Raw genomic sequence first — 22,295 nt, 5'->3', positions numbered from 1 at the left:
TCATAGAGTGATCCTCTATCACCTTGGATATTATATCATATCTCTTTTTCATTTTCTCGTAAAAAGTGAACCGGAAAACAAAAATGTTGGAAGTGCCGCTAAACCAATAATGAGCAGCCAATCAAACGAAGCGATCGGCACGGTATGAAAAATTCCCTGCAGCGGTGGATAGTAAATCACGACAAGCAATAACAATATTGATATGATGACTGCTCCAACAAGGTATATATTTTCAAGCGGATTGCGGTCAAAAATCGAGCGCTCACACCGGCAGTCAAATACATGAATAAGCTGCGCCATCACTAACGTCGCAAACGCCACCGTCTGTGCATAAACAAGCTCATGCCCGCTTCGTTCATACGCGGTCATAAACGCCGCCAACGTCACCATTCCGATGGCAAAGCCGCGGCTGACAATTTTCCAGCCAAGTCCGCGAGCAAACACCCCTTCTTTCGGATGGCGCGGAGGACGTTTCATTACATTTTCTTCCGCGCGGTCAATCCCTAACGCCATCGCCGGAAGACCGTCGGTAACGAGGTTCACCCATAAAATTTGAATCGGCACAAGCGGAAGAGGCAAAGCAAGCAGCATCGCAAACAACATGACTAAAATTTCTCCAACATTGGATGCTAACAAATAGCGGATAAATTTGCGAATGTTTTCGTAAATATTTCTTCCTTCTTGAATCGCCGCTTGAATCGTTGCGAAATTATCATCTAATAACACAAGCGAAGCCGCTTCTTTCGCAACATCCGTTCCGGACCGTCCCATCGCCACACCTATATCGGCCGCCTTAATTGCCGGGGCATCGTTCACGCCGTCGCCCGTCATCGATACAATATGCCCTCGCCGTTGCAATGCTTTTACAATTTTTAATTTATGTTCCGGAGAAACGCGGGCAAATACATAAATATCATCGACTACTTCTTCAAGTTCATCTACCGAAAGCCGCGACAACGTTGGGCCGTCCATTATTTTTCCGTTCGGCGGCAGCACCCCAAGCTGCTTGGCAATCGCTTTGGCGGTAAGCACATGATCACCAGTGATCATGATTGTTTTAATGCCCGCTTCCTTGCACTGCTGCACCGCTTTTTTCACTTCTGGGCGCGGCGGGTCGATCATTCCTTGAATTCCGATAAACACGAGATTTTTCTCGGCCTCTTTTTCTGAAGTAATTCGCTCATAAGCTTGAAGCGGGCGATAAGCAATCGCAATCGTGCGGAGCGCTTGGCTCGCCATTTGATGGATGACATCTTTTACAGTCTTTCTCCATGCCGTTGTCATCATTTGCTCACGGCCGTTCCACCAAATTTGCTTACTCACTTGCAACAATACGTCTGGGGCTCCTTTTGTCACAATGAATCGTTTGCCTGCTTTATCTTTCACAATGACCGTCATCATTTTCCGGTCCGAATCAAACGGAAATTCTTGCTCCACGGTAAATTCGTTTTCGATGCGTTCTTTCGTCAATCCCGCCTTCATCGCGGCGACAAGCAAAGCGCCTTCGGTCGGATCGCCGTCAATGTAACGGCGTTTTTCTTTTTCTCTTAATTGTGAACTATTGCAAAGAACTCCAAACGTAAGCAATTGATGTAAGACTGTATCCTTTCTTGGATCAACAGGATGGCCGTTTTCATAAAATTGCCCGGATGTTTCAAGCCCTGTACCGCTGACTGAAAAGCTTTTCCCGCTTGCCCAAATATGCGTCACCGTCATCATATTTTCCGTCATTGTTCCTGTTTTGTCGGAACAAATGACAGAAGCGCATCCTAACGTTTCTACAGCCGGTAATTTGCGTACAATCGCGTTTTTCTTAATCATCCGCTGCACACCAAGCGCGAGCGCAATCGTTACAATCGCTGGCAATCCTTCTGGGATCGCGGCAACCGCTAGCGAAACACCTGCTAAAAACATTTCATATAAGCCGTGCCCTTGAATGACACCGACTGCGACAACGAGAATCGTAAGCAGCAGGGCAACAGCAATTAAAATTTTCCCAAGCTGCTCGAGCCTGTGCTGCAACGGAGTCATCACCGTTTCCGCTTCTTGAAGCAGATTCGCGATTTGTCCCATCGCCGTTTTCATTCCCGTTGCAATCACAATGCCAACGCCGCTTCCTCTTGTTACAAGGGTGCCCATGAAAGCCATATTATGTAAATCACCAATCGCAGCATTTTCGTTCATAAGCGGTGCGGCTGATTTCGCCGTTGGCACCGACTCACCCGTTAGCGCCGATTCTTCGATTTCCAGCCCTTTTGCATCAATTAAGCGAACATCGGCTCCGATTCGGTCTCCGCTTGAAAACTTGATAATATCGCCGACAACAAGTTCTTGCGATGGAATTTTCACCCATTCCCCATCGCGCAACACCGTCGCCTGCGGTGCCGATAATTGTTTCAGCGCCTCTAATGATTTCTCGGCACGCCGTTCTTGGAAAAATCCTAAAAATCCGTTCATGATGACAATAACAATGATGGCAACCGCATCGACATATTCGCCTAGCAGTCCCGAAATAACGGTAGCAACCAGCAACACAAGCACCATAAAATCTTTAAACTGATTCAAAAACAACAAAAGCGCCGACTGTTTTTTCGCTTCTTTTAACTCGTTATATCCGAACCGTTTCAGACGCTTTTTCGCTTCTTCTGTCGTTAATCCTGTAGCGATGTTCGTGTTCGTTTCCTTCGCGACTTCATTGGATGCGAGCGTATGCCATTGCATCGACGTTTCTCCCTCCTCTTCGCTTCTCTATGAAAGCTTATTCAGACATGTCCAAAAAAATGATATGATATTAATGTAAAAAATAAGCAGAAAGGTGTTTTTCCATGGCATTTGATGGAGTATTTACATACGCAATGACAAAAGAGTTGCAACAAGCGCTTGAAGGAGGGCGCATCACGAAAATTCATCAGCCGTTTGCCCACGAACTCGTATTGCAAATCCGCTCGCACGGGCGAAATTATAAATTGCTGCTGTCTGCGCATCCGAGCTATGCGCGCGTTCATTTAACGAATGAAACGTATGACAATCCGGCAGAACCGCCGATGTTTTGTATGCTTTTGCGCAAACATTTAGAAGGAAGCATCATCGAAGCGATCCGCCAAGTCGATTTCGACCGCATCATCACTATTGAGACAAAAGGGAGAAACGAGATTGGCGATATCCATACTAGACAGCTCATCATCGAAATTATGGGACGGCATAGCAACATTATTTTGATCGACAAAGATACAAACACGATTATCGACAGCATTAAACACCTCTCCCCTGCCGTCAACCGGTATCGTACGGTGCTTCCTGGCCATGAGTACATCGCACCGCCATCGCACGGGAAAATAAATCCGCTTGAAGCAACCGAAGAAACAGTCTTGAAAAAAATTGATTTTCATGCGGGGAAATTAGCGGAGCAGCTCGTTGCTGCATTTTCGGGCATTTCGCCGCTCTTAGCAAAAGAAATCGTTTTTCGCGCCGGGCTTGCGAATCGGGCAACACTTCCAAAAAGCTTTATCTCGTTGATGGATGAAGTGCGCGCCAATCGCTTTGCTCCCGCGATGTATACAAATGGGGAAAAAGAATGGTTTTACGCGCTTCCGCTTACCCATTTGCAGGTAGAAGCAAAGCCGTTTGATACGCTTAGTGAGCTTCTTGACCGCTTTTACTTTGGCAAAGCCGAGCGCGACCGCGTGAAACAGCAAGCTCACGATCTCGAGCGGTTTATTGCGAACGAAAAAGCGAAAAATGAAAAAAAAACTGATCAAGCTGAAACAAACATTAGAGGAGGCAAAACAAGCGGAACAATATCGGCTTTACGGGGAACTGTTAACCGCTAACCTGTACGCTATCGAGCGGGGAATGAAAGAAATCGAAGTGATCAACTATTACGACGAAAACGGCGCGACGGTGACGATTCCGCTCGATCCGCAAAAATCGCCGTCGGAAAACGCGCAAAGCTATTTTCAAAAATACCAAAAAGCGAAAAACTCGTTAAACATCGTCCAAGAACAAATTAAGCGCACGAACGAGGAAATCGCTTATTTCAATACGCTTCTCCAGCAGCTGGAAACCGCTGCGCCGAAAGATGTCGAGGAAATTCGCGAGGAGTTGATCGAACAAGGATATTTGCGGGCGCGCGCCACGAAACAAACGAAAAAGCAAAAACCGCGGAAGATCGAGCTGGATCGCTACGTCGCAAGCGACGGCACGGAAATTCTGGTTGGGAAAAACAACAAGCAAAACGATTATTTAACAACAAAACTAGCGCATAAAGACGAGATTTGGCTGCATACGAAAGACATTCCCGGCTCACACGTCGTCATCCGCAGCAAAAACCCGTCTGAGCAAACGATTGCGGAGGCGGCCAACCTCGCCGCCTACTTCAGCAAAGCGCGCCAATCGAGCTCCGTTCCCGTCGACTACACGCGCGTCCGCTATGTGAAAAAACCGAGCGGCGCCAAACCGGGTTTTGTGATTTACGAAAACCAGCAAACGATTTACGTCACGCCGGATGAGGACTTGGTGATCCGGATGAAAAAACAATAACCGAACAAATACCTCCCACGCTTCGTGTTGGGAGGTATTTCTTTATGTGAATATTTCTTCGAGATTTAATGCCAATCCCAGAAAACAAACCGATTGGACAACGCCCGTCCCTGCTTTGATATCGGCTTGTTCATATAATCCTTCCTCATTTAACGTATAAACCGTAATCGCGTCCTTCATCGGATTCACAATCCAATATTCTTTCACACCGTAGGCCATATATAAGTTAAACTTTGTCACTAAATCATGCGCCTGATTGGAAGGGCTTAATATTTCCACAATCAGTGTAGGAACACCGATATATTTCGTCTCGGTAAACCCTTTTTCATCACAAATAATGCTAAGGTCGGGAATGACCACTTTTCGATCAGGAAACTTCTCGCTAACTAACTCGATGTCTGTCGGCGCGGCAAATACTTTGCACTTTTCCCCTTTCAAATAAATTCCGAACTGCGTATGAATATTGCTCGAAACAAGCTGATGTTTAATGCTTGGGGAAGGAGTCATATACACGACGCCGTCAATATATTCCAAGCGGTCTTCGCTTTTCTCCCGCAGCGCTAAATATTCTTCATACGAAACGTTGGAAAATCGCGGTAAGGACATCATAATCCCTCTTTTCCTCTCTTATATACTTCTATTATATTACCTGCTCTCCTTAAGCAAAAGAGCGGAGCGGGATCATGAAAAAAAGAGCGCGTTCCGCTGTGCGCTCTCTTACTCGCATCCATTTTATTTTCCCCACTCTTCCGGGTTTTCCCGCCATTTTCTTAAAGCGGTGAGGTCTTGTTCTGTCACGACGCCCAGTTCGACTGCGGTTTCAATAAGTGTGTCGTAATCTGTCAGTGTATACACTTCTACGTTATTTTCCACAAATGCTTGTTTTGCTTTTTCGAGTCCGTACGTAAAAATGGCGACGATACCAAGTACTTGACAGCCTGCTTCCCGCAATGCGCGGACGGCATTCAAAGAGCTTCCGCCTGTAGAAATTAAGTCCTCAACGACAACGACCTTTTGTCCTTTGTCGACTTTTCCTTCAATCTGCTTTCCTTTTCCGTGGCCTTTTGCTTGGCTGCGCACGTAGCACATCGGTAAGTTCAGACGTTCGCTCACCCATGCCGCATGTGGAATGCCGGCTGTGGCCGTTCCGGCGATTGCTTCGACGTTGGAAAAATGTGCGCGGATCAGCTTAGTGAGCCCATCGGCGATCGCGTTTCGTACGTTCGGATACGCAAGTGTAAGACGGTTATCGCAATAAATCGGCGATTTTAATCCGGACGACCAGGTAAACGGTTCTTGCGGCTCTAGCGATACCGCACCGATTTCAAGCAAATGTGCAGCGATTTCTTTTTTCATTTCTTCTCTTCTCCCTTCCATTCCTGTTGCAAACGCTCATAAGCCGCAATTGGATTTTCTGCGCGGGTAATGCTTCTACCGATGACAATAAAGCTTGCGCCGAGTTTTTTTGCTTCATATGGGGTGACGACGCGGACTTGATCGTTTTTTTCATCATCGGCAAAGCGAATGCCTGGGGTAACGGTCAAAAAGGCTTCTCCGCAATGTTTGCGGATAAGCGGCACTTCTTTTGCCGAGCAGACGACCCCGTCAAGCCCGCTTTGTTTCGCCAGTGCCGCGTAATGAAGCACCGTTTCTTCCATTGTCCGGCCGATCCAAAGTTCGTTATGCAGCATTTGCTCGCTTGTGCTTGTCAGCTGCGTGACGGCGATGCAATATGGACGGCGCGCTCCGTTTGGCGTTCCCGCTTCTAATCCTTCGAGCGCCGCTTCCATCATCCGCGTTCCACCGGCGGCATGGACGTTGACTAAATCGACCTCTAAACGGGCCAATCCCTGCATGGCGCGTTTGACCGTATTCGGAATATCATGCAGCTTTAAATCAAGGAAAATCCGGTGTCCTTGTTCTTTTAAGCTATGAATGATCGCGGGACCTTCTTGATAGTATAATTCCATGCCCACTTTGACAAATAGCGATGTATGAGAAAATGGCTGTAAAAATGTTCGTACTTCCTTGCCCGACGAAAAATCAAGCGCCACAATAAACGGATCGTTCACCTTTTTTCCAGCTCCTTCCCATGCATTCGGAAATGTGGTCGATGCCAAGCTCGTCCAAAAGCGCCGGCAGTTTGTCAATAATGTTCGGGCAGACAAACGGGTCGATAAAATTCGCCGTCCCAATTGCGACGGCGCTGGCGCCGGCATAGAAAAACTCAATGACATCTTCAGCAGATTGAATGCCGCCCATGCCGATAATCGGAATCGAAATGGCTTGGCTTACTTCATAAATCATGCGGATCGCAATCGGCTTAATCGCCGGTCCCGATAATCCCCCGGTTCGGTTCGCCAAAATCGGCTTTGCCGTTTTCACATCGATGCGCATGCCAAGAAGTGTATTAATCATCGTTAGTCCGTCCGCTCCCGCCGCTTCAATCGCTTTCGCCATCTCGACAATGTTGGTGACGTTTGGCGAAAGCTTGACATAGACAGGCACTTCGGACACTTCTTTCACGAGCTTCGTGAGTTCTGCGGCAATTTCCGGAACGGTGCCAAACGCAATGCCGCCTTTTTTGACATTTGGACAGGAAATATTGAGCTCGAGCGCGTGAACATTTGGCGCTTTGGAAATATGTTTGGCAACCTCTACATATTCCTCCATCGTCGAGCCAGCCACATTCGCGATAATCGGAACATCAAATTGCGCAAGCCACGGCAGTTCTTCTTTCATTACTTTTTCTAAGCCAGGGTTTTGCAGACCGATGGCGTTTAGCATTCCGCTTGGCGTTTCCGCCACTCTTGGCGTCGGATTGCCAAAGCGCGGTTCTTTTGTTGTCGCTTTGATCATAATCGCGCCAAGCTTGCTTAAGTCATAAAATTGCGCATATTCGCGGCCAAATCCGAAACATCCTGATGCCGGCATAATCGGATTTTTAAGCGAAAGCCCCGGCAGTTCGACCGCTAAACGGTTCATAACACCACCTCCCCGGCTTTAAACACAGGACCGTCGCTGCATACTTTTTTATACGCCGTTTCACTGCCAGGAACGCGGCAGACACAGGCAAAACACGCGCCGATGCCGCAACCCATCCGTTCTTCTAATGAAAGATATACTTCTTTATCTGGAAACATTTGTTCTAGCGCCTTTAACATCGGTTTCGGCCCGCACGCGTACAAGACGTCAAACGAAATCGCCCGCTCATGGATGACATCGGTGACAAATCCTTTCGTTCCGTGAGAGCCATCGACAGTAGCGATATACGTTTCTCCGAACTCGGCAAACTCCCGTTCATAAAAGACGACCTCTTTCGTTTGAAAGCCGAGCACGCTTGTGACGATAACTCCTTTTTTGACAAGTTGTTTCGCTAATTCGTAAAGCGGAGGAACACCGATGCCGCCGCCGACAAGAAGCGCGCGCTGTCCTTTCTCTACGGCATCGAGTGGAAATCCGTTTCCGAGCGGGCCGAGCACGTCAATTGTTTCCCCAGGCCGTTTTTCCGAAAGCAATGTCGTGCCAATTCCTTCTTTCCGGTAAATGAGCGTACATTCCCTCGCATTTTGATCGATGCGGCAAAGGCTAAGCGGACGGCGCAGAAGCGGGGCCGCTTGCGAAGTCACTTTCACATGGACAAATTGGCCTGGTGCATTCATTTCCTCAACTAAATGGCCGCTTAACGTTAGTTCGTAAATGTTTTTTGCAATCGGCTTGTGACGGACAACCGTCATTTGTTCTTGTTTCATCATACGCGCACCATCCCTTGTGTCATCGCCGTTGTCGAAAACGTCATCGATTCGATGACTTGAAGCATCGCCTTCGCCGTATCCAGCGAGGTTAAGCATGGAATGCCGTTTTCGACCGCTTCACGGCGAATGCGGAATCCATCGCTTTCCGGCTGTTTTCCTTTTGTAAGCGTGTTGATGACAACTTGCGCTTTCCCTTGACGAATCACATCTAAAATGTTCGGCGATGCGGAATGGATTTTATTGACGACGGTTACCGGAATGTCCGCCGCTTTTAACGCTTCCGCCGTGCCGTTTGTCGCGAGCAGCTGATAGCCAATTTGATAGAAACGTCTTGCAAGTTCAATCGCATCTTCTTTATCTTTATCGGCAACCGTCAATAGGACAGCTCCGTATGGACGAATATGGATTCCCGAAGCAACTAACCCTTTATATAACGCTTTTTCAAATGTCACGTCTTTGCCGATCACTTCGCCGGTTGATTTCATTTCCGGACCGAGCGAAATATCGACGTTGCGCAGTTTGGCAAATGAGAAGACCGGCGCTTTCACGTATACTCCTTCGCTTTCTTGCCTCAAGCCTGTTTCATAGCCAAGTTCCGCGAGTTTCGCTCCTAAAATGACTTTCGTCGCGATATTCGCCATCGGCACATTGGTAATTTTGCTTAAAAACGGCACCGTGCGGCTTGAACGCGGATTTACTTCCAGCACGTACACTTCGCCTTGATACATAACAAATTGGATATTCAATAATCCAACAATGCGCAATCCTCTTGCCAATTTAATCGTGTAATCGACGATTTTTTGCTTGATGTCCTCCGTTAACGTTTGCGGCGGATAAACGGCAATCGAGTCGCCGGAATGCACGCCCGCCCGTTCGATATGTTCCATAATTCCCGGGATAAACACCGTTTCTCCGTCAGAAATCGCATCCACCTCGATTTCTTTTCCGATTAAATAACGATCGATGAGAACCGGATGCTGCGGGTTCACTTTGACGGCGTGCTCCATGTAGTGCAATAGCTCTTCTTCTTGATACACGATTTCCATTGCGCGGCCGCCAAGAACATACGATGGACGAACAAGCACCGGATAGCCGATTTCCTCAGCAATCCGCACCGCTTCCTCGACGGAAAATGCCGTTTTTCCTTGCGGCTGCGGAATGCCTAGCTCCGATAACGTTTGTTCAAATTTGTCACGGTCTTCGGCGCGGTCTAAGTCCTCAAGCGACGTTCCTAAAATGCGGACGCCTCGCGCCGCTAATTCGGCCGCCAAGTTGATTGCCGTCTGGCCGCCGAATTGCACGATAACCCCGATCGGCTTTTCTAAATCAATGACATGCATCACATCTTCAATGGTTAACGGCTCGAAATATAATTTGTCCGATATGCTGAAGTCGGTCGACACCGTTTCCGGATTGTTGTTGATAATAATCGCCTCATAGCCCGCTTCTTTAATCGCCCAGACCGAATGAACGGTCGCATAATCGAATTCAATCCCTTGCCCGATGCGAATTGGTCCTGAGCCGAGCACAACGACGCTTTCTCGGTCGGTGACGACCGATTCGTTTTCGTCTTCGTACGTGCTGTAGTAATACGGCGTTTCTGATTCAAATTCCGCCGCGCATGTATCCACCATTTTATATACAGGAATGATTCCTGCTTGTTTGCGCATCTCATACACATCGCGCTCACTCTTGTTCCAAAGCTTGGCGATGGCGACATCGGAAAAGCCCATTTCTTTCGCTTTTCGCAGTACTTCGATATCCCCCTTATAGTCACGAACAACGTTTTCAAAGCGGACGATGTTTTCGATTTTGGTTAAGAAAAATCGGTCAATTTGGCTCCACTCGTGAATTTGCTCGACAGTAAAACCGCGGCGAAGCGCCTCGGCAATATAGAAGAGGCGTTCATCTCCCGCTTTGCGAATCCGCTTTTCGATTAACTCATCTGATACATTTTCGGCATCTTTAAGTTCGAGATGGTAGACGTTCGTCTCAAGGGAGCGAACCGCTTTTAACAGTGACTCTTCTAGCGTCCGTCCGATCGCCATCACTTCGCCTGTGGCTTTCATTTGCGTGCCAAGACGGCGGTTGGCCGATTCGAATTTATCGAACGGAAAGCGCGGAATTTTCGTCACAACGTAATCGAGCGTTGGTTCAAAACAGGCGTACGTTTTTCCTGTCACCGGGTTAATCATTTCATCTAACGTTAAGCCAACGGCAATTTTCGCGGCGAGCTTGGCAATCGGATAGCCCGTCGCTTTCGACGCTAACGCCGATGAGCGGCTGACGCGCGGGTTGACTTCAATAACGTAGTAATGGAAGCTATGCGGATCGAGCGCCAGCTGCACGTTGCAGCCGCCTTCGATGCCAAGAGCGCGAATGATTCTTAGCGACGCGTTGCGCAGCAATTGATATTCGCGGTCGCTTAGCGTTTGGCTTGGAGCGACGACGATCGAATCGCCGGTGTGAATGCCGACCGGATCGATATTTTCCATATTGCAGACGACGATCGCGTTATCGTTGGCGTCGCGCATCACTTCATACTCGATTTCTTTATAGCCCGCGATGCTTTTTTCTAGCAAGCATTGATGAACAGGGCTTAGTTTTAACCCAGTAGAAACGATATCGATCAATTCTTCCTCGTTTTTGCAAATGCCGCCGCCAGTGCCGCCGAGCGTAAACGCCGGGCGGACGATAACCGGATAGCCGACCTTTTCCACGAAAGCGTATGCTTCTTCCAAGCTATGAATAATTTCGCTTTCCGGAACCGGTTCGCCAAGTTCGTTCATGAGCGCGCGAAATTGTTCGCGGTCTTCCGCTTTTTCAATTGCTTCTAATTTTGTTCCTAAAATTTCAACGCCGCATTCTGCGAGCACCCCCGTTCTAGCAAGCTCGACCGCCAAGTTTAGCCCAGTCTGTCCGCCAAGTGTCGGCAAAATCGCGTCCGGACGTTCTTTGCGGATAATGCGAGAAACGAATTCGAGCGTGAGCGGCTCCATATATACTTTGTCGGCAATTTCCGTATCGGTCATAATCGTTGCTGGATTGGAGTTAACTAAAATAACTTTGTATCCTTCTTCCTTTAGCGCCAAACATGCCTGTGTGCCCGCATAATCAAACTCCGCCGCCTGGCCGATGACAATCGGGCCGGAACCGATCACTAAAATCGTTTCAATGTCTTGGCGTTTAGGCATGAACGATTTCCCCTTTCTTTTTAAACTCGCGAATCATCTCAATAAACTCATCAAATAACGAGTTATCATCCTCAGGACCAGGTGAGGCTTCCGGGTGGTATTGCACCGTAAACGCCGGATAATCAAGATGCCGCAATCCTTCTACCGTGCCGTCGTTTAAAGCGATGTGGGTTACTTCTAATCTTGTGTGTTGCAATGATTCTTTTTTGACAGTATAGCCATGATTTTGTGAAGTGATCGCTACTTTTCCCGTCGCCAAATGCTTCACTGGATGATTTGAGCCGCGATGGCCGAATTTCATTTTTTCCGTATCGGCGCCACAGGCGAGCGCGAACAGCTGATGGCCGAGGCAGATGCCAAAGAGCGGCACTTTGCCGAGAATGCCTCGAATCATTTCGATCGCTTCCGGCACATCTTTCGGGTCTCCAGGACCGTTTGATAACATTACTCCGTCCGGGTGCAAACGTAATACATCTTCCGCGGTCGCGTTATATGGAAGCACAATCACATCGCAATTTCGTTTATTTAATTCGCGCAAAATGCCATGTTTCATGCCGAAATCAACGAGGACGACGCGATAGCCTCGCCCCGGGCTTGGATACGGGCTTTTTGTCGAGACGCGCTTCACTTGATCTCTCGGCAGTTCCGTTGTTTTCAAGTATTCGACAACCTCTTGCACGCTTGCATCTAAATCGCAGATCATTCCTTTGAGCGTACCATATTTTCGAATAATCCGCGTTAATTTTCGCGTATCGATTCCTGATAACCCCGGGATCCGTTTTTCTTTTAAATACTGATCGAGCGTCATTTCGTTTCGCCAATTGGATGGTGAGTCGCACACTTCTTTAACAATGAAACCATGAACATGCGGTTCAATCGATTCAAAATCATCGTGATTAATGCCATAATTGCCGATGAGCGGATACGTCATTGTTACAATTTGTCCGCAATAAGAAGGATCGGTTAAAATTTCTTGATAACCGGTCATTCCCGTGTTAAACACCACTTCTCCAACCATTTTTTCCGTGCTGCCAAACGCGTCGCCGATAAAAAACGTACCGTCTTCTAATACAAGCTGCCGTTTCATTTATTCTCTTCCTTTCTGCCAAACTAGTTTTCCGCCGACAAACGTCATCACCGGCCAACCCTTACATTTCCAACCGGCAAATGGAGTATTTTTCCCTTTGGATACAAACGTCTGTGGATCAATTACTTCTTCGGTCTCTAAATCTATAATCGTAATATCCGCCCGCTCGCCGACAGCAATCTTTCCAAGCGGCAAGCCGAAGCATTCAGCCGGCTTCACCGTCAGCAAATCAATCAGCTGCTTCAGTGTCAATATGTTCGTTTCGACCAAGTGGGTATAAAGGAGCGGAAACGCCGTTTCCAAACCGACAATGCCAAACGGGGCGGCATTGATTCCTTTTTGTTTTTCCGCTTCCGTATGCGGGGCATGGTCGGTTGCGATAAAGTCGATCGTGCCATCAAGCAGCCCCTCGATTAACGCCTCGCGGTCTTCTTTGCTGCGAAGCGGCGGATTCATCTTATAATTCGCGTCAGGGCCTGGAATATCTTCATCGCATAAAAGAAGATGATGCGGCGTCACTTCCGCGGTGACGCGAATTCCTGCCCGTTTTGCATCGCGGACAACGCGGACCGATTCTTTCGTGCTAATATGGCACACATGGTAGTGACATCCTGTTGCTTCCGCTAATAGCACATCACGTGCGATATGTACCGATTCGCATACGGATGGAATTCCATATAGCCCGTAGCGGTGCGCAAATTCGCCATCATGCACCACACCGCGATTCGCCAGCGTGTTATCTTCGCAATGGGCGACAATCGCCATATCTAGTGCAGCAGCCCGCTTCATCGCTTCATACATCATGCCGGCAGACTGCACGCCTACCCCGTCATCGGTAAACGCGAACGCACCCGCTTCTTTTAATGCGGCGAAGTCGGTCAGCTCTGTTCCTTGCTGGCCGACCGTAATGGCCGCATATGGAAGCACATGGACATAAGCCGTTTCGCGAATCCGCTTGCAAAGCCATTCCATTTGTTCTTTCGTATCCGGCACTGGTCGCGTATTCGGCATTGCCGCCACTGTGGTAAAACCACCTTTTGCTGCTGCCAGCGTTCCGGTGGCAATCGTTTCTTTCGCTTCGCCGCCCGGTTCGCGCAGGTGAACATGCAAATCGATAAATCCGGCTGATATCAACTTCCCTTGTACATCGATAACTTCGTCTGCTTCTTCACTGTGAAGCTTGGAGCCGATGGCGGTAATAAATCCATTTTCGATTTTTAGTTCTGTCCGTTCGATCACACCATCTTTATTGAACGACTTGCCATTTTTCAAAATAATTGCCATTGGCCATTCTCCCTTCTTCGATTGCTCGTTTTAACACAGCCATCCGCACATAGACTCCGTTTTCCATTTGCTTAAAAATGCGCGAGCGTTCCGATTCAACAAGGCTGCTTTCAATTTCGACATCGCGATTGACTGGCGCCGGATGCAAAATAATGCTGTTTGCTTTCATCTTTTTCGCCCGCTTTATCGTCAGTCCATAGCGCTCATGATACTGTTCTTTTGTCAGCCCCATTTTTTCCGCGTGCCGTTCATGCTGGATGCGCAGCAGCATGATGACATCCGCCTCCGCTACCGCTGTATCAATATCTACATACGTACCATATGGATTTGCTTCATCTTTCCATTCTTCGGGACTCGAAAATAACACTTTCGCTCCGAGTCTTGTCAGCACTTCGGCATTAGAGCGGGCTACGCGGCTGTGACGAATATCCCCGATGATTGCTGCAGTCAGCCCGGCAAATGTGCCAAACTCCTGCCGGATGGTGAGCAAATCTAAGAGCGATTGCGTCGGATGATGCCCGCAGCCGTCACCAGCGTTAATGATGGGAGTGCGGACCGTATGACGAAGCTCTTCAAAATACGCATCTTGCGAATGACGAATAACAAGCGCGTTTACCCCGATCGCCTCAAGCGTGCGGACCGTGTCGTACAATGTTTCTCCTTTTTGTACGCTCGACATATCGGCATCAAACGGAATCACGTGAAGCCCTAGTTTCCGTTCCGCCATTTCAAAGCTGCATTTTGTCCGTGTGCTTGGTTCAAAAAACAAATTGGCGATAAACATCGGTTCAGGCGGACGCCAAAAATGTCCTTTTCTAAATTGCTCCGCATCCTCTAATAATCGGATAATTTCCGTGACGGACAGTTCAGATAATGTAAACAAATGTGCCATCGTTTTCTCTCCTTTGCTTGATTTCTCATAAAAAAACACCCTGCCTAGAGACAGGGTGTTACACAGTTCGCAAAAAGGGACCAGAAAGCAACTTTCGTCTTTCCAGACAACGATCTACCTTTTTCCTTCTCGTCGTAACACCCTTTTAAGTCTCTCGGGACTTAATTAAAAGGTGCAGTTATGCCACATGATCGTTACTATTTTCTTTTACTTCGAACATATTTTCGTTTACTTCCGGGCGCCCCGGTAAAATAAGGTTTAAGAGGACACCAATAATTGCCGCAAGCGCCATACCTTGAATTTGGAATTGTTCTGTCACTTTTAACACCGCGCCGCCAATTCCAATGACTAAGATAACAGAAGAGATGACTAAGTTGCGTGTGTCTCCAAAATCGATGCGGCTATCGACAAGCATGCGCAAGCCCGAAGAGGCGATAATTCCGAACAACAAGATCGACACGCCTCCCATCACCGGGGTTGGAATCGAGCTAATAAGCGCCGTTACTTTTCCGATAAATCCAAAGATAATCGCAATCATCGCCGCACCTGCTAACACGTAGACGCTATAGACCCGCGTAATCGCCAATACTCCGATGTTCTCGCCGTACGTTGTTTTTGGCGGTCCGCCGATAAGCGCAGAAATCATCGTCGCTGTACCATCTCCTAAAATCGAGCGATGCAAACCCGGTTTTTGAATTAAATCGCGTCCGACAACTTTGCTTAACACAAGCTGGTGTCCGATATGTTCGGATAGCGTCACTATCGCGACTGGCACCATTAGCAGCACAATGTCCCACGTGATGTGAACTGGATAATCGACAAATGGAAGGAGAAAATCCGGCATTTCAAACCATTTTGCTTCCACGACTTTCGAGAAATCAACAACCCCAACGATAAGCGCGTATACATAACCGGCGATAATCCCTGCTAGCACCGGAACTAAACTGAGCATGCCGCGCAAAAAAACCGAGCAAATGATCGTTGCCGCAAGTGTGACAAGCGCAACCGAAAAGTATGTGAAACTGTATTTTCCATCCGGGTTGTTCATCGCCATATTCACAGCGGTATTCGCCAATCCAAGACCGATTACAATGATCACCGGTCCGACGACAATTGGAGGCAATAGCTTCATAATCCACCGGTAGCCAGCCTTTTTAATGACGAGCGCCACAATGCCATACACAAGTCCTGCCAGAAAGCTGCCGATCATCGCCGCTCCTGGCCCTCCCGCTGTTTTTGCTGCAATAATCGGAGCGATGAAAGCGAACGATGAACCGAGGTATGCAGGAACCTGCCATTTCGTGATCATGAGAAAAGCAAGCGTTCCGAGCCCGCTGGAAATGAGTGCGATCGACGGGCTTAATCCAACTAAATAAGGCACTAAAATCGTCGCCCCGAACATGGCGAACAAATGTTGTAAACTAAGGGTTAACCATTGCATCGGCGATGGCCGGTCTTGAATATCTAACACAGGTTTGTTCATCGTAAAAACTCCTTTCTTCTTTTGCATAAAAAAACCTCTTTGCCCTTGAGGGTGCAAAGAGGGTACAGAGATAGTCCGAGCCTATCTTTCCGTCCCTTTTGCAGCCTCTCGGGACTGCATTTAAAAGGGATTGCTTTTATTTTTCATGAATGCTGACTTGATCCAACTGATCGACTTCCGTCAACTCAACGACAATCAATTCGGAGCTTGATGTTGGAATGTTTTTGCCGACGAAATCAGCGCGGATCGGCAGTTCGCGATGGCCGCGATCGACAAGCACCGCAAGCTGAATTTGCGCCGGACGCCCAAGGTCCATCACCGCGTCCATCGCCGCGCGCACCGTTCGGCCGGTAAACAATACATCATCCACTAATATTACTTTTTTATTCGTCACATCAAATGGTACATCCGTTCCTTTCACGAGCGGCTCGTGGTCGATTGTTTTTACCGTTAAATCATCGCGATACAATGTAATATCTAATTCACCAACAGGGACTGCTTTTCCTTCAATTTGTTCAATCCGTTCCGCTAATCGTTTCGCTAAATAAATGCCGCGCGTTTTAATGCCGATAAGCACACAGTCATCAATGCCTTTGTTGCGTTCGATAATTTCATGGGCAATCCGCGTCAATGCGCGGCGAATCGCTTGTTCGTCTAATACGACGGCTTTTTGCATGCCATTTCACCTCCATAAAAAAATCCTCCCGCCCAGGAAGCGAGAGGAACCGTTCACGCGTACAGAACAAGACATACTGCGCCTTACGTTATCATATTGATATTGATCCGATCCCTTCTCAGCCTCACAGGACTGAATTTAAAGGTTCTTATTCATTTGACCTTATTGTACGTTTTCTTTGTCTAGTTGTCAATCACCTTTTCGCAACAATTGTAAAAGATGCTCAAACTCAGGCGGAAGTGGCGCCTCAAACTCCAAATATTCTCCGGTGCGCGGATGGGTAAATCCGAGCACTCCTGCATGTAAAGCCTGCCCGTCAATTGGCAGCGTCTTTTTCGGTCCGTATTGCGGATCGCCCGCTAACGGATAGCCAATATATTTCATATGCACGCGAATTTGATGGGTTCTTCCTGTTTCTAATTGGCATTCGACAAACGTATAGTGGCGAAAACGTTCTAACACACGGAAATGAGTGACCGCCTCTTTTCCGTTTTCTTCTGTTACCGTCATTTTTTTACGATCTCGTTTATCGCGGCCGATCGGCGCGTCAATCGTGCCGTAATCGTGTGGAATTACTCCATGAACAATCGCTTTATATTTTCGCGTCACCGTTTTTTTCACAAGTTGATCGACAAGCGACTGGTGCGCCATATCGTTTTTGGCAACCATCAATAATCCAGATGTATCTTTATCAATGCGATGCACAATACCCGGACGAAGCACTCCGTTAATGCCTGATAAATCGGTGCAATGGGCAAGCAAGGCGTTTACGAGCGTGCCGCGCATATGCCCTGGTGCTGGGTGAACGACCATGCCGCGCGGTTTATTGACAACAAGAACATCAGCATCCTCGTAATAAATATCTAACGGAATATTCTCTGGCACGACATGAAGCGGCTCCGGTTCCGGAAGGCGAACGACAACGACATCGCCGGCTGAACTCTTGTAATTCGCTTTGACATGCTGATCGTTAACGGTGACAAGCCCATCTTTTATCCATTGCTGCACTTTGGAACGAGACCATTCTTCATTTAATGCTGCAATCACTTTATCAATCCGTTCATTGTCGTATTCCGCATCAATATGAAATTGAATAACATCCATTACCGATTCTCCTTTTCTGTTTTTCCAGCAAAAAACGTTTTAATAAAGACAAGCGCTACACCGATACAAAGCGCGGAATCAGCAATATTAAACACTGGAAAGCTATATGTGCCAATGTATGTATGAATAAAGTCAACGACTTCTTTGCGGAAAACCCGGTCAATAAAGTTGCCGATCGCTCCTCCAAGCATAAGGCCCAAAGCGATTCCAAACAACCGCTCTCCGCGCGGCAAACGCTGAATATAGACGACTAACCCAATGACAACGATTACGGTAATCAAATAAAACAGCCAAAACTGCCCTTGTAAAATACCCCATGCCGCTCCGCGGTTACGATGTGAAGTGATATAAAGCACGTTTGGAATGATCGGAATACTTTCACCAAGCTTCATATATTTTACAACGAGCCATTTCGTCCACTGATCGATGGCGATGACCGCCAGCGCAATGATATAGTATATCACCATATCCCCCCACTCACGTATATCATACCTAATGCATTGTAGCATAATCAGGCAATTATAGACAATTGGATGATGCGATAAAAACAGCGGAGCCGCCGCAATCCGGCAGCTCCGCCAGCTTTAGGCGGAATAATGTTCTTTCACAATATGGGCGCATCGAGGGCATAATGTCGGATGATCCGCATCTTTTCCTACTTCCGGAGTCACCACCCAGCAACGCTCGCATGTTTCTCCTTCCGCCGGTTTGACGATAACGGCCACATTGGCCAATTTTTGCGCATCTTCTGGAGCATGTTCATAGTCATCTGCAATCGTAAACTCGGATACGATAAATAACTGTTTTAGATCTTCTTCGATCGATCCAAGCAATTGTCGCGCTTCTTTTGTCGGATATACCGTAACGCTTGCGGTCAACGATTTGCCAATCACTTTTTCGTTGCGCGCCACTTCTAACGCTTTTAACACATCATCGCGCAAGTTCATAAACGCATCCCATTTTGCAACAATCGCGTCTTCTTCGTCAATGTTTATTGTCTCTGGCATATCAACAAGTTGAACGCTTTCTTCTTTTTCCTTTCGATTTGGAATGTGCTCCCATACTTCCTCTGCAGTATGCGGCAAAATCGGCGCTACAAGCTTTGTTAACGCGACAACCGTTTCGTACAATACCGTCTGAATCGAACGGCGGGCGCGATCGTTTGGCGCTTCGATATATAAAATATCTTTTGCAAAATCTAAATAGAAAGCACTTAAATCAACAGTACAGAAATTGTTCACATCGTGATAAATGGACGCAAAATCATACGTTTCATAGGCATGCTTTACGTTTTCAATCAAATGGTTTAATTTTACAATCATGTAGCGGTCGACTTCACGTAATTCGTTAACCGGAACCGCATCTGTTTCTGGATTAAAGTCGAATAAGTTTCCGAGCATAAAGCGGAACGTATTGCGAATTTTGCGATATACTTCCGCCACTTGTTTTAAAATGCTGTCAGAAATGCGAACGTCCGCTTGATAATCAACAGAAGCAACCCATAAACGCAAAATGTCGGCACCAAGCTGTTCCATCACTTTCGCCGGCACAACGACATTGCCAAGCGATTTGCTCATTTTCCGTCCTTCTCCATCGAGAACAAATCCGTGGCTTAATACAGCTTTATACGGTGCTTTACCGGTAACAGCGACGGCAGTCGAAAGCGAAGAGTTAAACCAGCCGCGATATTGGTCGGAACCTTCTAAATATAAATCTGCCGGGCGTTGTAAATCATCACGTTCTACAAGCACTGCCTGATGGGAAGAACCGGAATCAAACCATACATCCATAATGTCTGTTTCTTTCGTAAAGATACCGTTCGGGCTTGATGGATGAGTAAATCCTTCCGGTAATAAATCTTTCGCCTCACGCTCAAACCAAACGTTCGAACCATATTGACGGAACAAGTTAGATACATGTTCAATCGTTTCGTCCGTAATAATTGGTTCACCGTTTTCCCCGTAAAAGACTGGAATCGGTACCCCCCATGCACGTTGACGAGAAATGCACCAATCGCCGCGGTCGCGAATCATATTATGGATGCGGATTTCGCCCCATTCCGGAATCCATTTTGTTTCTTTAATGGCCTGAAGCAGTTCACCGCGAATTTTATCGATGGATGCAAACCATTGTGTCGTAGCACGGAAAATCGTCGGCTTTTTCGTACGCCAGTCGTGCGGATACGAGTGAGTGATGAAACTGAGTTTTAAAAGCGCCCCGACTTCTTCTAATTTTTGCGTAATCGCTTTGTTTGCTTCATCGTAAAACAGTCCTTCAAAGCCTGGCGCTTCGCTTGTCATATAGCCGCGCTCATCGACTGGACATAGCACATCCAAGCCGTATTTTTGCCCGACAATAAAGTCATCTTCCCCATGTCCAGGCGCGGTATGAACGCATCCTGTTCCGGCGTCTGTCGTAACATGTTCACCGCAAATGACTAAAGAATCGCGGTCATAAAACGGATGTTTTGCCACGACATATTCTAAGTCTTTTCCTTTGATCGTTTTCACAACCGTTACTTCGTCCCAGCCGATTTCTTTCGCAACAGATTCTAATAACGCAGCAGCAACGACATATTTTGCACCGTTTGTTTCCACCACTTGATAATCAAGGTCTGGATGGACGGCAATCGCTAAGTTTGCTGGAATCGTCCAAGGCGTTGTTGTCCAGATAACGATCTTTTCATCCCCGTCAAGCACTCCTTTTCCATCTTTCACTGGGAATGCAACATAAATGGAAGGGGAACGTTTGTCTTTATACTCAATTTCCGCTTCCGCCAACGCCGATTCGCTTGATGGAGACCAATATACCGGCTTTAGGCCTTTATAAATAAGTCCTTTTTTCGCCATCTCGCCAAACACTTTAATTTGTTGTGCTTCATATTCCGGTTTCAACGTAATATATGGATTTTCCCAATCGCCGCGCACGCCAAGACGCTTAAATTGCTCGCGCTGATTATTAATTTGTTCATACGCATATTGTTCACAAAGCTTGCGAAATTCCGCAACGCTCATCGATTTTCGGTCAACTCCCTTTTTCGTGAGCGCTGTTTCAATCGGAAGTCCATGTGTATCCCATCCAGGAACGTATGGCGCGCAATAGCCGCTCATCGATTTATAGCGGACGATAATATCTTTTAAAATTTTATTTAAAGCGTGTCCCATATGAATATCGCCGTTCGCGTACGGCGGCCCGTCATGCAGAACAAACAATGGACGTCCTTTTGTCCGTTCTTGCACTTTTCGATAAATGTCCATTTCTTCCCATTTTTTCTGGATTTCCGGTTCACGCTTCGGCAAGTTTCCGCGCATCGGAAATTCCGTTTGTGGCATTAACAGCGTTTCTTTATAATCCATGTTCATTCCTCCTATCCTTATTATTTCATGTATAAATGAGCGAAATAGATAAGCAGCTGATCAAGTTGGAAAGACAGTAGAAACGTAAAAAACCGCTCTCTCCCAAAAAGGGACGAGAACGGTCTCGCGGTACCACCCTTATTGGCTATGTATGCCATAGCCCACTTTGCATTCGTAACGTGAATGACACGCCACTGCCTACTTTTCCGTTCAGCATGGAACTCCAGGGTGATCTTCACTCTTTCGCTTATGCCAGGCTTCCACCATCCCCAGCTCGCTGAAATAAGCGTTGAAAGAGCTACTGTCCCTTTCATCGTTAACGCCTATGTTCATTTTATTCGATATTATATGCGAAAAAATCAATGGTCGTCAAGATTGGGAGAGTTCTTCCTTCTCCTTTGTTTCTAATTCTGGCACTTCATATTCCATTAAATCATCCCAATCGCGATTATTCAACATTTCTAGCTGTGCTTCAATGAGCATGCGAAAACGCATGCGAAATACTTTCGATTGCCGCTTTAGTTCTTCAATTTCAAGAGAGATTTTCCGCGATTTCGCAAGCGCTTCGCTGATGATGCGCTCCGCATTTTTTTCCGCTTCTTTAATGATTAGTTTCGCTTCTTTCTCCGCGTTTCGCTTTACTTCTTCCGCTGTTTCCTGGGCAACTAAAATCGATTTGTTTAATGTTTCTTCAATATTAGTAAAGTAATTTAGTTTTTCTGTCAATTCCGCCACTTTTTCCTCAAGTTGCTTTTTTTCGCGAATCACCATTTCATAATCTTTAATGACTTGATCAAGAAATTCATTTACTTCATCTTCATCATAGCCGCGAAAACCCCGGCTAAACTCTTTATTATGAATATCTAATGGCGTTAAAGGCACAATGGCCACCTCCGTCTCGAAATTCCTTTTCCTTATCATTCGA

General features: G+C 47.1%; 16 protein-coding genes, 1 pseudogene and 1 other annotated feature. Of the genes and pseudogenes, 1 reads left to right on the top strand and 16 read right to left on the bottom strand.

What is annotated here, in order from left to right; genetic code table 11:
• Positions 1–48: 48 nt before the first annotated feature.
• Positions 49–2,721, bottom strand: coding sequence for a calcium-translocating P-type ATPase, SERCA-type (locus DER53_RS09845; protein WP_062753445.1), 2,673 nt, complete (start codon positions 2,719–2,721; stop codon positions 49–51).
• 104 nt (positions 2,722–2,825) lie between these two features.
• Here DER53_RS09845 and DER53_RS09840 point away from each other — a divergent pair.
• A pseudogene (locus DER53_RS09840) lies at positions 2,826–4,539 on the top strand (Rqc2 family fibronectin-binding protein).
• A gap of 42 nt (positions 4,540–4,581) precedes the next feature.
• Here the strand turns inward: DER53_RS09840 and DER53_RS09835 are convergent.
• The 15 genes from DER53_RS09835 to DER53_RS09765 all read right to left on the bottom strand — a co-directional run bounded on the left by DER53_RS09835 (position 4,582) and on the right by DER53_RS09765 (position 22,252).
• A complete protein-coding gene (locus tag DER53_RS09835; protein WP_062753449.1) occupies positions 4,582–5,145 on the bottom strand; it encodes a Uma2 family endonuclease in 564 nt (187 codons plus the stop codon).
• Positions 5,146–5,271: 126 nt separating this feature from the next.
• The gene (gene pyrE, locus DER53_RS09830; RefSeq protein WP_062753451.1) at positions 5,272–5,895 is read right to left on the bottom strand and encodes an orotate phosphoribosyltransferase; all 624 of its coding nucleotides are present in this window, start codon (positions 5,893–5,895) and stop codon (positions 5,272–5,274) included.
• A complete protein-coding gene (gene pyrF, locus DER53_RS09825; protein WP_015863385.1) occupies positions 5,892–6,611 on the bottom strand; it encodes an orotidine-5'-phosphate decarboxylase in 720 nt (239 codons plus the stop codon). The genes pyrE and pyrF overlap by 4 nt, the downstream gene beginning before the upstream one ends.
• Positions 6,583–7,524 carry a dihydroorotate dehydrogenase gene (locus DER53_RS09820; RefSeq protein WP_062753453.1) on the bottom strand — a complete coding sequence of 314 codons (942 nt, stop codon included), beginning with the start codon at positions 7,522–7,524 and terminating at the stop codon, positions 6,583–6,585. The genes pyrF and DER53_RS09820 overlap by 29 nt, the downstream gene beginning before the upstream one ends.
• A complete protein-coding gene (locus tag DER53_RS09815) occupies positions 7,521–8,294 on the bottom strand; it encodes a dihydroorotate dehydrogenase electron transfer subunit (protein WP_062753455.1) in 774 nt (257 codons plus the stop codon). The genes DER53_RS09820 and DER53_RS09815 overlap by 4 nt, the downstream gene beginning before the upstream one ends.
• Positions 8,291–11,488: a carbamoyl-phosphate synthase large subunit gene (gene carB / locus DER53_RS09810; protein ID WP_062753457.1), complete on the bottom strand. Its 3,198-nt coding sequence runs from the start codon at positions 11,486–11,488 to the stop codon at positions 8,291–8,293. Before carB ends, DER53_RS09815 begins: the two co-directional genes overlap by 4 nt.
• On the bottom strand, positions 11,481–12,575 hold the full coding sequence (locus DER53_RS09805; protein ID WP_062678253.1) for a carbamoyl phosphate synthase small subunit: 1,095 nt from the start codon (positions 12,573–12,575) through the stop codon (positions 11,481–11,483). Before DER53_RS09805 ends, carB begins: the two co-directional genes overlap by 8 nt.
• Positions 12,576–13,859: a dihydroorotase gene (locus DER53_RS09800; protein ID WP_062753459.1), complete on the bottom strand. Its 1,284-nt coding sequence runs from the start codon at positions 13,857–13,859 to the stop codon at positions 12,576–12,578. It abuts the gene before it with no gap.
• Positions 13,822–14,751 (bottom strand): aspartate carbamoyltransferase catalytic subunit, encoded by a 930-nt coding sequence (locus DER53_RS09795; protein ID WP_015863379.1) that lies wholly within the window; start codon positions 14,749–14,751, stop codon positions 13,822–13,824. Before DER53_RS09795 ends, DER53_RS09800 begins: the two co-directional genes overlap by 38 nt.
• A 178-nt stretch (positions 14,752–14,929) precedes the next feature.
• Positions 14,930–16,234 carry a solute carrier family 23 protein gene (locus DER53_RS09790; RefSeq protein ID WP_062753630.1) on the bottom strand — a complete coding sequence of 435 codons (1,305 nt, stop codon included), beginning with the start codon at positions 16,232–16,234 and terminating at the stop codon, positions 14,930–14,932.
• Between the two features lie 136 nt (positions 16,235–16,370).
• On the bottom strand, positions 16,371–16,910 hold the full coding sequence (pyrR, locus tag DER53_RS09785; protein ID WP_015863377.1) for a bifunctional pyr operon transcriptional regulator/uracil phosphoribosyltransferase PyrR: 540 nt from the start codon (positions 16,908–16,910) through the stop codon (positions 16,371–16,373).
• 189 nt (positions 16,911–17,099) lie between these two features.
• Positions 17,100–18,014, bottom strand: a complete 915-nt coding sequence (locus DER53_RS09780) for an RluA family pseudouridine synthase (RefSeq protein ID WP_015863376.1) — start codon at positions 18,012–18,014, stop codon at positions 17,100–17,102.
• On the bottom strand, positions 18,014–18,481 hold the full coding sequence (lspA, locus tag DER53_RS09775; RefSeq protein WP_174525689.1) for a signal peptidase II: 468 nt from the start codon (positions 18,479–18,481) through the stop codon (positions 18,014–18,016). Before lspA ends, DER53_RS09780 begins: the two co-directional genes overlap by 1 nt.
• A 117-nt stretch (positions 18,482–18,598) precedes the next feature.
• Positions 18,599–21,370, bottom strand: coding sequence for an isoleucine--tRNA ligase (gene ileS / locus DER53_RS09770; protein WP_062753463.1), 2,772 nt, complete (start codon positions 21,368–21,370; stop codon positions 18,599–18,601).
• A 105-nt stretch (positions 21,371–21,475) separates the two neighbouring features.
• Positions 21,476–21,693: a binding site (T-box leader), on the bottom strand.
• A 46-nt stretch (positions 21,694–21,739) separates the two neighbouring features.
• Positions 21,740–22,252: a DivIVA domain-containing protein gene (locus tag DER53_RS09765; protein WP_015863373.1), complete on the bottom strand. Its 513-nt coding sequence runs from the start codon at positions 22,250–22,252 to the stop codon at positions 21,740–21,742.
• Positions 22,253–22,295: the final 43 nt, after the last annotated feature.

This window comes from Parageobacillus toebii NBRC 107807 (genome assembly GCF_003688615.2).
Lineage (GTDB): Bacteria > Bacillota > Bacilli > Bacillales > Anoxybacillaceae > Parageobacillus_B > Parageobacillus_B toebii.
Note: the sequence above shows the minus strand (reverse complement) of the source record. Positions and strands in the feature narration are given on the sequence as shown.

Coding starts and splice junctions, on each gene's coding strand:
- DER53_RS09790 (WP_062753630.1), bottom strand. CDS start 16,234: ATGAACAAACCTGTGTTAGATATTCAAGACCGGCCATCGCCGATGCAA.
- pyrE (WP_062753451.1), bottom strand. CDS start 5,895: ATGAAAAAAGAAATCGCTGCACATTTGCTTGAAATCGGTGCGGTATCG.
- DER53_RS09805 (WP_062678253.1), bottom strand. CDS start 12,575: ATGAAACGGCAGCTTGTATTAGAAGACGGTACGTTTTTTATCGGCGAC.
- DER53_RS09795 (WP_015863379.1), bottom strand. CDS start 14,751: ATGGCACATTTGTTTACATTATCTGAACTGTCCGTCACGGAAATTATC.
- DER53_RS09800 (WP_062753459.1), bottom strand. CDS start 13,859: ATGGCAATTATTTTGAAAAATGGCAAGTCGTTCAATAAAGATGGTGTG.
- DER53_RS09845 (WP_062753445.1), bottom strand. CDS start 2,721: ATGCAATGGCATACGCTCGCATCCAATGAAGTCGCGAAGGAAACGAAC.
- DER53_RS09820 (WP_062753453.1), bottom strand. CDS start 7,524: ATGAACCGTTTAGCGGTCGAACTGCCGGGGCTTTCGCTTAAAAATCCG.
- DER53_RS09815 (WP_062753455.1), bottom strand. CDS start 8,294: ATGATGAAACAAGAACAAATGACGGTTGTCCGTCACAAGCCGATTGCA.
- lspA (WP_174525689.1), bottom strand. CDS start 18,481: ATGGTGATATACTATATCATTGCGCTGGCGGTCATCGCCATCGATCAG.
- ileS (WP_062753463.1), bottom strand. CDS start 21,370: ATGGATTATAAAGAAACGCTGTTAATGCCACAAACGGAATTTCCGATG.
- carB (WP_062753457.1), bottom strand. CDS start 11,488: ATGCCTAAACGCCAAGACATTGAAACGATTTTAGTGATCGGTTCCGGC.
- DER53_RS09780 (WP_015863376.1), bottom strand. CDS start 18,014: ATGGATGTTATTCAATTTCATATTGATGCGGAATACGACAATGAACGG.
- DER53_RS09835 (WP_062753449.1), bottom strand. CDS start 5,145: ATGTCCTTACCGCGATTTTCCAACGTTTCGTATGAAGAATATTTAGCG.
- pyrR (WP_015863377.1), bottom strand. CDS start 16,910: ATGCAAAAAGCCGTCGTATTAGACGAACAAGCGATTCGCCGCGCATTG.